This is a genomic window from Acetobacter estunensis, assembly GCF_011516945.1.
GTDB classification, from domain to species: domain Bacteria; phylum Pseudomonadota; class Alphaproteobacteria; order Acetobacterales; family Acetobacteraceae; genus Acetobacter; species Acetobacter estunensis.
In genome coordinates this window covers 143,271-157,593 of the sequence record NZ_WOTH01000001.1, presented here as the reverse complement: position 1 = coordinate 157,593, position 14,323 = coordinate 143,271, and the positions used below count along the sequence as shown (strand labels likewise).

The 14,323-nt window shown below is 61.5% G+C and carries 12 protein-coding genes; 3 read left to right on the top strand and 9 right to left on the bottom strand.

From position 1 onward, the window contains the following. Window positions 1-80: 80 nt before the first annotated feature. Both GOB87_RS00635 and GOB87_RS00630 read right to left on the bottom strand, forming a co-directional pair. Window positions 81-1,028 carry an SDR family oxidoreductase gene (locus tag GOB87_RS00635; protein ID WP_166312609.1) on the bottom strand — a complete coding sequence of 316 codons (948 nt, stop codon included), beginning with the start codon at window positions 1,026-1,028 and terminating at the stop codon, window positions 81-83. Further along, a complete protein-coding gene (locus GOB87_RS00630; protein ID WP_194303151.1) occupies window positions 1,025-1,627 on the bottom strand; it encodes a DedA family protein in 603 nt (200 codons plus the stop codon). The genes GOB87_RS00635 and GOB87_RS00630 overlap by 4 nt, the downstream gene beginning before the upstream one ends. 177 nt (window positions 1,628-1,804) lie before the next feature. Here GOB87_RS00630 and GOB87_RS00625 point away from each other — a divergent pair, with 177 nt between their 5' ends. Next, a complete protein-coding gene (locus tag GOB87_RS00625) occupies window positions 1,805-3,775 on the top strand; it encodes a S9 family peptidase (protein ID WP_166312607.1) in 1,971 nt (656 codons plus the stop codon). A gap of 9 nt (window positions 3,776-3,784) precedes the next feature. Here the strand turns inward: GOB87_RS00625 and GOB87_RS00620 are convergent, their stop codons facing one another. The 6 genes from GOB87_RS00620 to GOB87_RS00595 form a co-directional block, all read right to left on the bottom strand. Further along, entirely contained in the window at window positions 3,785-4,156 is a 372-nt protein-coding gene (locus GOB87_RS00620; protein WP_166312606.1) for a hypothetical protein, read from the bottom strand. Window positions 4,157-4,164: 8 nt separating this feature from the next. Next, entirely contained in the window at window positions 4,165-5,415 is a 1,251-nt protein-coding gene (locus tag GOB87_RS00615) for a TadE/TadG family type IV pilus assembly protein (protein WP_166312605.1), read from the bottom strand. Between the two features lie 129 nt (window positions 5,416-5,544). Next, window positions 5,545-5,673 carry a DUF2474 domain-containing protein gene (locus GOB87_RS00610; protein ID WP_166312604.1) on the bottom strand — a complete coding sequence of 43 codons (129 nt, stop codon included), beginning with the start codon at window positions 5,671-5,673 and terminating at the stop codon, window positions 5,545-5,547. A 10-nt stretch (window positions 5,674-5,683) separates the two neighbouring features. After that, window positions 5,684-6,706 carry a cytochrome d ubiquinol oxidase subunit II gene (gene cydB, locus GOB87_RS00605; RefSeq protein WP_166312603.1) on the bottom strand — a complete coding sequence of 341 codons (1,023 nt, stop codon included), beginning with the start codon at window positions 6,704-6,706 and terminating at the stop codon, window positions 5,684-5,686. 1 nt (window position 6,707) lies between these two features. Further along, window positions 6,708-8,126, bottom strand: coding sequence for a cytochrome ubiquinol oxidase subunit I (locus tag GOB87_RS00600; RefSeq protein WP_166312602.1), 1,419 nt, complete (start codon window positions 8,124-8,126; stop codon window positions 6,708-6,710). A gap of 265 nt (window positions 8,127-8,391) precedes the next feature. Beyond that, complete coding sequence (locus GOB87_RS00595; RefSeq protein WP_166312601.1) at window positions 8,392-9,576, bottom strand: cytochrome-c peroxidase; 1,185 nt, start codon at window positions 9,574-9,576, stop codon at window positions 8,392-8,394. Between the two features lie 128 nt (window positions 9,577-9,704). Between GOB87_RS00595 and acpA the strand changes: the two genes are divergently transcribed. Together acpA and GOB87_RS00585 are read left to right on the top strand one after the other, a co-directional pair. After that, window positions 9,705-11,246 (top strand): acid phosphatase, encoded by a 1,542-nt coding sequence (gene acpA, locus GOB87_RS00590; RefSeq protein ID WP_242006068.1) that lies wholly within the window; start codon window positions 9,705-9,707, stop codon window positions 11,244-11,246. A 49-nt stretch (window positions 11,247-11,295) separates the two neighbouring features. After that, the gene (locus GOB87_RS00585; protein WP_166312599.1) at window positions 11,296-12,066 is read left to right on the top strand and encodes a DsbA family protein; all 771 of its coding nucleotides are present in this window, start codon (window positions 11,296-11,298) and stop codon (window positions 12,064-12,066) included. Window positions 12,067-12,135: 69 nt separating this feature from the next. Here GOB87_RS00585 and GOB87_RS00580 read toward each other — a convergent pair whose 3' ends face one another. Then, entirely contained in the window at window positions 12,136-14,316 is a 2,181-nt protein-coding gene (locus GOB87_RS00580) for a multicopper oxidase domain-containing protein (RefSeq protein ID WP_242006067.1), read from the bottom strand. Between the last annotated feature and the right edge of the window lie 7 nt (window positions 14,317-14,323).

Here is a 14,323-nt window from a genome sequence, read left to right as displayed (position 1 = left end):
AAAAAGCCCCGGAAAATCCGGGGCTTTTTTTATGTCATCCAACTTTTACGATGTATCGACACAGGGCCAGGCCCGAAAGGTCAGAACGCCACACCCGTCAGACGCTCCGACACTTCCCACAACCGCCGCGCCACGGACGGATCGTGCGCGGATGGTGGAATGATCGCGCAGCCCGGCGGCCCCTTGCGCTCACCCGCGCCATCCGGTCCGTAATAAACACTGTCCCGTGCCCGGCGGGACGCGATGGCATACAGGATCGGCTCCGCGCCCGCCTGTGCCGACTGACCGAACCAGCGGAAAGCCTGCGCCGAGCCATGATCGATGATCCATGCCCGCAAGGCACTCACGCCCTTCGCCATACCGTTGCTGACGAGGCTGGTTCGCGCCCAACCCGGATGCGCGATACGTGCGTGCAGGTTCCACCCCTCTTTCTTGGCCCGACGCGCCAGTTCCAGCCCGAACAGAAGATTCGCCAGCTTACTCTGCCTGTAGGCTCCGAACGGACTGTAACGCGCGCGCCACTGAAGATCGTCGAACTGGATATGTGCATGCACGGCCGCAAGGCTCGCCACCGGAATGACAATGCCGCGTCCGGCTTCCAGCAGAGACTTGAGCCGTCCGGTCAGGGCGAAATGCCCCAGATGATTGACCCCGAACTGTATCTCGAAGCCGTCCACCGTCTCCTGTCGCAGGGGAGGTGCCATCACGCCCGCGTTGTTGACCAGAATGTCGAGGGCCGGAAGACGCGCATGCAGGCCCTCGGCAAAAGCGGCAACCGATTCAAGAGACGCCAGATCCAGTCGCGCTGTTTCCGCTTTTGCACCGGGCACGCGCTTCAGCAGCGCTTGCAGCGCGCTCGCGTTGCGCTCCTCGTTCCGGGCGGCAAGGATCACGTGCGCGCCGAGAGCGGCCAATCCACACGCCGTCTCGAACCCAAGCCCGCTGTTCGCGCCGGTGACGACCGCCACGCGGCCCTCCTGCCGTTCAAGAGATGCAAGAAAATCCGTCGCCGCCATTGCTGCTGTCATCCGTTCGTTACCTCCGATTCGATCCCGCTGATCAGATCCTTGTCGTGCTTCGCCGCTTCCATGGCCTGCGCGATGAGACGACTCTCGTTACTGCGGAGAAAAATCAGCACCCATATGCCGATGATGACCGCCACCGCGCCCACGCCCCACGCAATGGGACCGGAGAGCTTGGTCGCGGCCTGTCCAAGAAAATAGGCTCCCATGCTGTAGCCACCGGCCCAGCAGAGTCCGCCCAACGCATTGTGCAGGAGAAACGTGTGCCAGGGCATGCGGTTCGCCCCTGCCAGAAGCGCTACGAACACCCGCAGCACCGCAATGAACCGACCGAAAAATACCACCACACCGCCATGGCGACGAAAAATGTAGCGTCCCAGAAGAATGCGGTCCGCCGTCAGTCCCACATATTTTCCATAGCGATGCAGGAACTTGAATCCGAAAATATGGCCGATCAGGTAGCCGAAATTATCGCCCATGATCGCGCCCGTCACACCGGCCACCACCACACCGTAGATGCTCAGGTGATGGGTAGTGGCGCAGAGAATGGACGCTCCGATCAGCAGACTTTCCGCTGGCAACGGAAAGCCCATGCTCTCGAGCATCACCACGACCCCGATGATGCCGTAACCGTAATGCGAGAGCAGTGTTTCAAGATAATGTAGCAGAATGATACATCCTGAGAGCGGAGCGGAACTCGTCAGGAACCGTCTGGACACCTCCCTGTCAAGCCTGCACACCCTGTAGGCTTCCGCCCGTTTCCCTGTTTCCGCGGAGGTTTCATGACCCGACAGCCCGCTCCATGTGGCACCTGGCATTCGCCTGTCACAGCCAAACTCGCTGCAGGAAAAACCGTCACGCTTTCGGCTGTCACCACCATGGGAGACGCCGTGCTGTGGCTGGAACGTCGTCCCGCCGAGAAAGGCCGCACAGCCCTTGTGCTGTGGCGCGAAGGAGCTGCTCCGCGCGATCTGACGCCGCCCGATATGGATGTCGCCACGAAAGTCCATGAATATGGCGGGGGCGCTTGCACCGCCCGCGACGGGTTTGTGGTGTTCGCGAATCGTCGTGACGAGGGGGTGTATGCGCTGGATGTCGCCACAGGCGCGCTGCGTTGCCTGATCCGCGAACCGGGACTGCGGCACGCGGATTTTGCCCTCTCACCGGACGGCAAACATGTCTTCGCCGTGTGCGAGGATCATCGCGGCAAAGGCGAACCGCTCAACATGCTCGTGGCCCTGCCGCTGCATGGCGACACTCAACACGACAACAGCCGCACCCTCGCACGCGGAGCGGATTTCTACTCCTCCCCCACGCCTTCTCCCGATGGCGCTCATCTGGCGTGGATCGAGTGGGACCATCCCGCCATGCCATGGACGGCGACACGCCTGTGCGTGGCGCCCCTGAGCGGCCCCGTGCCCCTCACACCTGTCCGTGTGCTGGCGGGAAAAAGCGGCACCTCCGAATCCGTGACCGAACCCCACTGGGTGGACGCGCGCACTCTTCTTACCCTTTCGGACCGCAGCGGCTGGTGGAACCTCTACCGTTTCCCGCTGGACGGCACGGCCGCCACCGCGCTCTGCCCCATGAAGGCCGAAATCGGCCAACCACACTGGGTCTTCGGCCAGCGCAGCTACACGCTTCTTCCTGACGGCTCCCTTCTCGCTCTGGTCGTGAAAGATGGGCAGACGCGCACAGTGCGCCTGATGCGTGGGGAAGAGGGCACCTTCCTCCCCATGCCGGTCGATCTGGGACAGCCCGATCAATGCCCTGTGCCCCTTGCAGGACAAGACTCCGCCTTCGCGTGGCTCGATGCCCCGGCAGACGCCGCGTCCGCCGTCGTGACAGGGCACCCCGATCAACCACCGCACGTGTTGCGTCGCGCCACGGAACTGCCCTTCGGGCGCGAGGACATCGCCGTGCCAGAGAGCGTGCATTTCCCACTCGACGATGGCGCGACCGGCCACGCCTTTTTTTACTCCCCCACAAGCCATCGCTACCGCGTGCCCGAGGGTGAACGCCCGCCCCTGATCGTCATGGCCCATGGCGGTCCGACGGCCCGCGCCAATGAGTCGTTCTCGTTCAAGGTGCAATGGTGGACCAGTCGGGGTTTCGCCGTGCTGGATGTGAATTACAGCGGCTCGACCGGCTTTGGGCGTGCGTGGCGAGAGCGATTGGACGGCCAATGGGGTGTGCGCGACGTGGCGGATTGCATCGCCGCCACCCGTCACATCGCCGCATCGGGCCGCGTCGATGCACGGCGCATCGCCATCCGGGGTTCGAGTGCCGGCGGCATGACGGTGCTGGCAGCCCTTGCCACATCCGATGTGTTTGCCGCCGGTGTCAGCCTGTACGGCGTAGTGGATCTGCGAGCACTGGCGCAGGAGACCCACAAGTTCGAGTCCCGCTATCTCGATGGTCTGATCGGTCCGTGGCCTGCGGCGGAAGCCATCTACCGTGCCCGCTCACCGCTTTTCATGGCGGAACATATCCACGCGCCGGTCCTGTTCCTGCAAGGACTGGACGACACCGTGGTGCCTCCCGCGCAGGCCCGCTCAATGGTTGAGGCGCTGCGACGCAATCATGTGCGCTGCCCGCTGATCGAGTTCCCTGGTGAAGGCCATGGTTTTCGCAGCGAAGACACGCTGACACGTGCTTTCCAACTCGAACTCGCGTTTTATGGCGAGATTTTCGGTTTCATACCTGCGGATATCGACCTGTCGCCACAGGATCTGGCGGCACTTGCAGACTGATTGAGGCGCCTATTTCGTAAGCATCACATTGGCGATCTGACTGCCGATCTGGCTGAAGGTCGCCTGCAACGATTCTGCATCGGGTGAGACGAAATAGGTGTCGCCGGAGGTGGCGCACCCTTCCATGAGATTTTGCGTCGTCGTATCGACGGACGATGAATGGTTGAAGAGCAGCACATAGATCGTGATGCCCTGCGCCTTGATGTTGGTGCACAACTCGCTGGTGATGGCGTTCAACTGCACATAAGCGCTGCCGGAGCCGGACGCACCGAGAGTATTGTCTGACAAACGCCCATAGGCCGTCATGTCGCCGTCTCCATTGGCATCGGGATAAAGCCCCTGCCCCGAAACGGATGTCCAGCCATTGGTGCCGTCCGTCATCAGAACAATCACCTTCTGGGTCTTGCCCGTAGCCTGCGGGAGGTCTGCGTCCCCCACCACCCTTGCCAGTTGGAACTGATGGTCAGCCAGCCGGCCTGCAAGCCGGTGTTGATCATGGTGCCACCGCGCCAGACCATCCGCATGTTGTCGATCGCCGCCAGCAGCGTCGCCTGATCGGAGGTTTCCGGAATGATGGGCTGATAAGGGCAACCCAGATTGGGACCGGTGGCAAACCAGCCGATCGGGTTGCTTGCGTTCGACGTGTAGATCGAACTGCCGGGATAGGACGGGCTTTCTGGATAATTATAGGTTTCGCTGATACTCGCCGGATTGGAGCGGTCCCAACTGTTATCGCCGGGCTTCTGGCCCTTCGACGGAGACGCGAGAACAACGCTGTTGCCTCCCCACGTGTAAGTCCAGCCGAAACGTCCCCATTGGGGATAGGTGGAGGGATAGATAAAGGCATCGAAGGGGGCTTCGGAGGGCGTCGCGTCATCACGGTCATGGCCGCCATCGGTGCGCGCCATCATGCAGCCTTCCCAACTTGTCGGACTGTAGGCTTCTTCATTGAAACTGGAAGACAGCCAGTTCGTGTGAGTGGGACCGAAATTCACAACCGCACCAAAAGGCACGATGGAAATCCACGTATCTTTCACGCTGTCATCGGGCAACACCGCCTCGATCAGTGCTTTCGCGCCGTCGCGGGTGGCCTGCATGCCGCTGTGACCGAGCGAACCGGTGTTGTCGATCACCAGCGCCATCTCCACGCCCGTGGTGGACGCCTGCGCGCTCGCAGACGCTCTGACCGGCAGATCGAACGCATGAGTGTAGGGTATGACGCTGACCGTAGCACTCGCCGTCATGCTGACCGTCTTGTCCGACGCTTCCAGTGACGTAATCGTCGCCACGCTTCCCCCCGGCCCGGTCCCACCGGAGGCGCCATTGCGGGCGAAGTTGAGCCAGAAAACGGACTGCATGTGAGTCGTTTTGGTAGTGGTGTCGTTGGAGCGTGCCCCCGCCAGCACAGCCGCATCGACCGCACTCTGAAGGTCGCTCTTGACGACGTTTGCCTCTCCCAACGTCGTGGCGCAGGCGAATGCCATCAGAAGCACGCCCAGACTCAAACCAACGATAGCCGTGATGCCGCCGCTACAATCCTGCACCAGAGGCCGCACGACACTGCAGGGAAACCGCGCAAGGACAGCGCTCCAGACACTCCGAAACAGATGCTGGAAATACTGCCGGCTACGTCCGTTCATCTGCCTTCATATCCGGGCAAAACACGTCTGTGTCCGCCTCAAAGAATAAATAAGGAACAGCAGAAACACGAAGATCATTAAGAAATAAAAAAAGCGGCGCTGGATCCCCTGCTCCAGCGCCGCCGCATTTCAACGCGGGATCATCATATGAATGAGTTCCGCGCCTCCCATGACAACTGTCGTGCTGGCCACCCAGATCAGGGCGAACCAGCCAAAACGCCGGAGAAATCCCGGCTGTGGGCCGTCGGGCGTCGTCATGGGGCCGGTTTCAGTGATGGCTGTCCGCAGCCGTCACCTTGCCGCGGAAGACCCGGTAGGACCAGATCGTGTAACCGAGAATAACCGGAACGATGATGACCGTTCCCACAAGCTGAAAGAGCTGGCTCGATGGCGGTGAGGACACGTCCCACAGCGTCAGTTTCGGCGGCACGGCGTACGGCCAGATGGAAATGCCGAAACCCGATAGGCACAGCAGAAACCAGCCCAGCACACACGCAAACGGCGTCTTGTGCGCCTCCGGCTGCGACAGACTGCGCCAGAACACGATGGCGAGGATCAACGTCAGAACCGGCACGGGGGCCACGAACAGAATGTCGGGCATGTCCGTCCAGCGATGCAGATAGGAGACGTGGATCAGCAACATGAAGGAACTGATGAGACCGATGGAGATCAGGAACAGCGGTGCCAGTCTCTTTGCCCAGCGACGGCACTTCTGCTGGAGATCCCCTTCCGTGCGCCAGATCAGCCAGCAGGCGCCCAGCAGAGTATAGCCGCACGCAACCGCCAACCCGCAAAAGATGCTGAATGGCGTGAGCCAGTCGAACGGTCCCCCAGAGAACGCATCCTCCGTCACGCTCACACCCTGAATGACGCCTCCAAGGATCGCGCCCTGACAGAAGGCCGCGATGAAGGAACCGGCCATGAAGCCGAAATCCCAGAACGCGCCGTAACCATAGGAACGGCCGATCACGCGGAACTCGAACGCCACGCCACGGAAGATGAGCGCGATGAGCATCAGCAGGATCGGCAGATAAAGCGCAGGCAGCAGCACGGAATAGGCACCGGGGAAGACGCCGTAGAGCACGGCGCCCCCAAGAACCATCCACGTTTCGTTGCCGTCCCAGGTCGGTGCGATGGTGTTGATCATCACGTCGCGACGATCCCGGTCCCGCTCAAGACCGAAGAGGATGCCGATGCCGAGATCGAAACCGTCCAGCACCACATAGATCGTGATGGCGACGGCAAGAATCACGCCCCAAACGACGGGGAGCCAGTAAGCGGCCGTATCCATGTCAGTATCCTCCCCTGATCGCCTCGGCCTCATGGCCGTGGGATCTCTGCCCGATGAGATCACCGGTCTCGTCGGGCGCAGGCTCACCCAGAACCGGACTCTGACGCAGGGTGCGCACCAGCAGGATCAGGCCCGTGCCGAAGACAAAGAAGTAACAGACCACGAACGCGGTCATGCTGATGGCCATGCTGGGCAGCATGATGGGCGAGACGCTGTGTTCGGTCCGAAGCTGACCGTAGACCGTCCATGGTTGACGCCCGACCTCGGTGGTGACCCAGCCGCACAGCAGAGCAAGGAAGCCGGCCGGTGCCATCAGCACCGCCGCGCGCAGCAGCAGCAGACTGTCATACAGCCTGCCGCGCAGACGGGCGAAGAGCGACCACAGACCGACGCCGATCATCAGCAGACCAAGCGCCACCATGATGCGAAAGCTGAAGAAAACGACATAGGACGGCGGACGATCTTCTTTCGGAAAATCCTTCAGTCCCGGCACTTTGCCATCGAGGCTGTGGGTCAGGATGAGCGAACCGAGCAGCGGCACTTTCACCGCATAATTCGTGCGCTCCTCTTCCATGCTGGGAATACCGAACAGCAGCTCCGGAGCGTGATCCTCCGTCTCCCAGTCGCCCTCCATCGCCGCGATCTTGGCGGGCTGATATTTCAGCGTGTTCAGACCGTGCATGTCACCCGCGACAAGCTGGGCGGGGGCCACGATGGTGGCCATCCACATCGCCATCGAGAACATGACGCGGACCGGCTCGCTGGCTTTCTCACCCCGTCTGCGCGCGACCAGCATGTGCCACGCCGCCGTCGCACCCACCACAAAGGCCACCGACAGGAACGCCGCCAGTCCCATATGCAACAGACGATAGGGAAAGGACGGGTTGAAGATGATCGCGGTCCAGCTCTCGGGCAGGAAGCGTCCCGTGCCCGGCTCGATGCTGAAGCCCTGCGGGGTCTGCATCCATGAATTGGAGGCAAGAATCCATGTCATGGAAACAAGCGTGCCGAACGAAACCATGCAGGTGGCGGCAAAATGCAGCCCTTTACCCACGCGGTTCATGCCGAACAGCATGACACCGAGAAAGCCGGCTTCAAGGAAGAAGGCCGTCATCACCTCGTAGGACAGCAGCACACCCGTGATCGGCCCGGCTTTTCGCGAAAAAACCGACCAATTGGTGCCGAACTCGTAGGACATGACGAGACCGGAGACGACGCCCATGCCAAAGACGAGGGAGAAGACCTTCAGCCAGTAGCGGTAGAGGGAGAGGTACACCTCCTTGCCGGTCCTGAGCCAGTTTCCCTCCAGCACGACCAGAAAGGCCGCAAGCCCGATGGAGAAGGCGGGAAAAACGATATGAAACCCGACCGTGAAGGCGAATTGCCACCGGGCGAGCAACAGAGCGGTCGCAGACGACATCAGCTCGGTTCCTTAGAAAAAACAGCTGTTTATGTGCCCCATGTATCAGCCATTCACAGGCCGTCCATGACATGGAACAATTTTTTGTGATCGAACGTCGGATTATAGGTACCCGCCGCAGACCTTCGACATTTTATAATGTTCATAATTTCATTTATTATGTAAATAACAAATGCCGAAGCGCCACATTTTCCCATCGGGCACACGGGCACAAACAGGCAGGCGGGAAAGAAGTTCCCACCTGCCGCACACGGCCTTGCCGTCACTATCGATCCGTGAGCGTGCGGAGAAAGGCCACAACGGCGTCAATCTCATCGTCAGAAAGTGCCGGTGTCTTGCGACCGAAAGGCGGGTCCATGTTGATGTTGGGCCAGTAACGGCGGGGAAGATCGTCATACAGCGTTCCCCCGTGGGGGCCGCGCGCATACCATCGCCCCGGATCGCTGTCGCGCGTGACATAGAACGCCACCGCCTCACGCAGATCATGCACAACGCCGTTATGGAAAAACACTTTCCGCTGCGCGACATTGCGCAATGAGGGCGTCCGGAACAAACCGCAATACTCCGGCCGGTCACGAAAATCGGTCCTGAGCGGGCCGCACAGCCCGAGGTCATGAAAGGCAGGGTTGTGGTTGGCGGCGATCTGCCTGTTGCGCGGCACGGCAAGCGCGATCAACCCGTAATCGGTGAACCGCGGTGGTGAGCCATCGCGCCCCGGCGCACTGACATGGCAGGACGAGCAGTTCCCCTTCGCGGGATCTTCGAACAGGGCCAGCCCGTGAAGCTCCTGCGGTGTGAGTTTTTCCTTTCCCGCCAGCCAGCCATCGTAACGACTGGTGAAGGGATAGAACGTCTTCGCCTCCTGCTGATAGGCTTCCAGCGCCTCCAGCGCGACAGCGAATCGCGACTCTCCTTTCAGCGCCAGCCGGTCCAGCGTCGGGCCGTGGCCAGCTGCGGCCAACGCCTTCTCCACCGGCATCTCATCAGGATTTGCCATCTCATCGGGCGAGAGCAGCGGAATACGCGCCTGCGCCGCTGTGCGGTCCACACGCCCGTCCCATGTCAGTCCACCTGTCGGACCGTTGTCCGCGCTTTCGTCCAGTTCATCCTCGGACTCGAACTCATGCTCGGAAAACGCCGGCACGTCCTGAAGGTAGGTGAGCGAGGGTGGAGCGCGGAAACTGGTGCGGGCCATGTCCACACCACCCGGCTGCACCGGACGCGCATCGGGCGACCCGAAGCCATGTGCCGGATCGTGGCAGGACGCGCAGGACACCCGCCCGGACGCAGAAAGGCGCGGATCGCGGAACAGCGTGGCGCCAAGTGTCGTCAGTTCCGCTGTTCGCGCCCGCACCTCGGCGCGCGACATCACGGATTGGGCGGCAAGCGGAGAGATGTCGAAGACCGTCAGGAGAACGACCAACCCGCACACAGACGCGCAGACCCTCATGGCCCCTCCGTCCGGTTGCACGAAAACGGCTTTTCCTTACAACAAGACCTGCTCCTTACAACAAGACCTGCGCACTCCACGACGCATCGCGTCCGCCTCCTCTCGTCATGGCATGGAAGACCCGCCGCATGCGCCGTTCACTCCCGGCTCTCTCGTTTCTGTTGTTTGCCGCTTTGTCGGACACGGCTTCCGCCGCCCAAGCCGCACCCGCTGACAGACGCCTCTCGCAGATCGATACGGTCGTGGTGATCTATGCCGAGAACCGTTCCTTCGACAGCCTGTACGGACGCTTTCCCGGTGCGGACGGATTGGATCATGCGCCCGCTTCCACCCTGCGCCAACGGGACCGCGACGGTAGCCTGTTGCCCGAACTGCCACCCATCTGGGGCGGCCTGACGGGGCGTGGCGTCACACCGGTTGTCACGCAGGATATGACCGCGCATCTTCCCAACGCGCCTTTTCAGGTGGACGCCGCCGAGGGCTTCAATGTGCCCGACAGCCTGCGCACCCGGGATCTGTGGCACCGTTTCTACCAGAACCGCATGCAGATCGACGGCGGCAACAACGATGGCTTCGTCGCATGGGGCAACGCGGGCGCCATGCCGATGGGCAACTGGGCTGGCGCAGGGATGAAGATGTGGTCCATCGCCCGGCGCTACACGCTGGCGGATCATTTCTTCATGGGCGCCTTCGGCGGCTCCTTCCTCAATCATCTGTGGCTGATCTGCGCCTGCGCGCCGGTCTATCCCGATGCCGCCAACAGCCCTGCGAAAGACCTGATCGCGCGCACCACGCCCGATGGCAAGGCGCTTGCGCTGGCCGCCAATTCCCCACGTTCGGCTCTCGAAGGGCCACCGAAATTCGTCCATGACGGCAATCTCACGCCCGATGGGTACGCCGTGAACACCATGCAGCCGCCCTATCGGCCAAGCTGGAATCCGGCTCCCGAAGGCATGGATGCGGCCTTCTCCGATCCGTCTGCACCCACGACTCTTCCACCCCAGAAAGACACCACCATCGGTGAGCAACTGACGCAGGCCGGCATAAGCTGGGCGTGGTATGCCGGAGCGTGGAACGATGCGCTCAAACGCGGCCTCAAGCCCTCACCGCCCGAGTTCCAGCCGCACCATCAACCTTTCAATTATTACGCCGCCTATGCTCCCGGCACGGCGGCGCGAAGCGCGCATCTGCGCGATGGCGGCATGGACGGTGTGACGTTCCTTGCCGATATCGATGCCGGACGTCTGCCGCAGGTCAGCTTCTACAAACCCCAGGGCAATCTCGATCAGCATCCGGGATATGCCAACATCACCTCAGGCGACGCGCATCTGGCCACACTGATCGAGCATCTCGAACACTCCCCGCAATGGCCGCATATGTTCGTCATCGTCACCTATGACGAGAACGGCGGCCTGTGGGATCATGTGGCGCCCCCGAAAGGGGACCGCTGGGGACCGGGGACGCGCATTCCCGCACTCCTGATCTCGCCCTTCGTGAAAAAGGGTCATGTCGAACACACGCCCTACGACACCACTTCGATCCAGCGGTTTCTTAACCGACGCTTCAGCCTGACGCCTCTGCGGGGTCTGGTGGATCGTGACGCCGCCATCGCAGCGCACGGCCAGCGGCCTCTTGGCGACCTGACGGAAACGCTGCTCCCCGCTCCATAACGAAGCGCGCGCGTTCACAACCCCTGCGCCGTGGGATAGAGCTTGGAGCATGACACGTCTTTCCTTCCCGGTGCTGCGCGCCGCAGCCCTTCTCTCCGCGCTGGCAGCCACGCCGCTGCTCGGCTCCCTCCCCGCTCATGCCGATGGGTCGTTCACACCCGCGCAGCGACAGGAAATCGTCTCCATCGTGCGCGAGGCGCTCAAGCAGGATCCGACGATTCTGGCCGATGCCGTGGCCGCCATGCGCGCCAAAGGCGAGGCCGTGCAACAGGCTGCCAGCCTTCAGGCCGTGCAGCAGAACAACGACAAGCTGGGCCGCAGCAACACCGATGTTGTGCTGGGCAATCCGAATGGCTCCGTCACTGTGGTCGAATTCTACGATCCGCGCTGCCCTTACTGCCGCAAGGTGCTGCCGATCATCGATCAGCTTGCCCGTGACGAGCCGGACGTGCGCATCGTGGAAAAGGTCATTCCCGTGCTCGGCCCCAACAGCCAGCTTGAAGCGGCGGCTCTTCTCGCCAGCGCGCGCCAGAATGCCTATCTGAAGTTCCAGAAGGCGTTGATGACCGACAGCGAGACACCCTCGCTCGAGCGCGTGCGCGCGATTGCCACCAGCATCGGCCTCGATGCTGACCGGCTGGAACGTGACATGAAGAGCACCGACGTCATGACGGTGCTCAGCGCCAACATGGACCTCGCCCGCAAGGTGGGCGTGGACGGCACACCGACCTTCATCATCGGTGAGAAGACCATCATTCCGGGCGCTGTCTCCGAGAGCGACCTGAAGAAAGCGATCGCGGCAGCCCGTCAGGCGAAATAACGCCTGCTGCGATAGACAGAACCGCGCGGATGGGAGGCAACGCTTTCCTGTCCGCGCGGGAGCCGCCGCCTACATCGCGTGGCTCATCTCGCCCTTGCCGATCGTCACATACGTCATCATGCCCTGATCCTCGTGATCGAGAATATGGCAGTGAAGCATGGCCGCGCCCTCGAAATCGTCATAACGGGTACGGACGACAGTCTGGAAACCGGGTTTGACGAACAGGGAATCCCGGAAGACGTGGCGTTGATCACAGAATTCCGGACTGTAGGAGGTGGACGACGCATCGTCGGAATCCGCCAGACGATACTTCACCTTGCAGCGTCCATCGGATGTGAAGATCGAATCTCCGGTGCTTTCGTCAATGATGTCCATGATCTCCACCGGATTGACGTGCACATGAAACACGTGCTGCCCCGCAGCCGTGCCGACCGGTCCCATCAGATGGGTGCCGATACGCCACTCATCCACATCCCCCAACTGCACATGATAGGAATGGGTGGGGTCCATGCTGAACGGCAGCGCCGTGACGCCATCCACCGAGACCAGTCCGTTCTGGACCAGACCAATCATGCCGTTGATGCTGGCATCAGGCATCGGCTGACCCGGCGGCAGGGCAACGCCCGACGCCAGCGGCATGGTCAGGGATCCGAAAAAGGCCGTGGGATAATGGGTCACGCTTAATCCCGACAGGTCGCTGCCCGGTGTGCCACCAGCGGGGAAATAAGCAAAATCGCTGAGGTCGAACCGTTCCAGACGGGCACGAACGAACGCCGGCAAACCTTCCGAACCTTCACGGAAAAGACGTTGTATCCGCGCATCGGTGTCCTGTGTTCCACCACGCTCTTCATGATCATTCTCCACCGTCACGACAGCAATGATGGAAGGTGATTTGCCCTGTGGGCGTAAGCGATAGGGAATGACCGTGTTGAGCGTATCGCCACCCTGATCGATGACGCAATAAAGACCCGGTTTGCGGAACGTGATCAGCGTGTCGCTCCGCTGACCCGGGTAAAGATAGTTGATGCTCTTACGCGAAATGTCGTGGCGCGTGAGACCATCGGCCGCGATTTCATACTGTGCAACGGTTTCACCGTCACAGGTCATGCCGACATTCGAGGATGTCGCGTAGTCCGGTAGATGCAGACGACGGCTCCCGTTTCCCGAACGGGCGCGAACGATCTGCACATTGAGCGTGTCATGCACACCCGCCGCGATCATGCGCCACCGCTCGACGGCACCCACCCGCGCCCGCATGACAGGCTGCGTCTCACCATTGACCAATGTGTAGCGTTGTGACAGTTCCCACGCATCCCGCGAAACACCGGACGCATCCGTGCGGCTGCTGATGAACTGGCTGCGGAAGTTTTCGACAACGCCTTCCTGACCTTTCGGGCATGTCCACACACCCGTCGCGCTGTCCTGAAGAAGCGTCTTGTGATCGGCGTCCGCGAAACATCCATAGGGGATCTGCTCGAACAGCATGACGCGATCGGCAATCGGTGTGCCGGAACGATCGTGCAGAACAGTGTCGATGTCCGTCACACCACCGTTGCGCCAGCGGTCAGCGTAGCGCCGCTGTCCCCGCACGATAAGCGCGCCTTCCTCACCACTCGCCACCCCGATGGAGGTCGCGCCGTGCTGATGGGCGTGGTACCAGAACGTGCCGGCGGGATGATCGGCCGGGATGGCGTAACGGTAGTTCCATGTGCCGCCCTGCGGCATCACGGTGTTCATCACGTTGTCCGCGTGGCCTTCGGGCGAAACGTGCATGCCATGAAGATGCAGGTTCTGCCTGTTGAAACATGCTGGCGTGTTCAGGGGTTTCGGGCATTCCGTTTCTGGCTCCGCGGGCAGGTCGTTGCGGAAATTGATCCGCAAATCATCACCGGGAGACACGACAATGGTGGGGGCGGCCAGACAGCTGTCATATGAGCGCAGGCGCACCGGGTCGTAACGGTTTTCTTGCGGATTCCATATCTGGTTGTGAGAATAGGCCAGCCGCAGAGCAGCCGTGACTGTATGACCGGACCGACGGACAGCGTCCGCGCCACAGGATGACTGCGACTCTTCCAGATGCGATGACCAGTAATCCGGCCGCACGGGCTCGCGGAACCGATGGTTGAGAGCCGGAAAGTCCTTATTCTTTTCTTCAAATAAAGACGGCTGCGCCTGAGTGGGCGCAGAAAAAAAGACCGTCAGGGCCGGTGCCAGCAGCACCCCCGTCCGGCAGAACATGCGAAACGACATCGGAAAT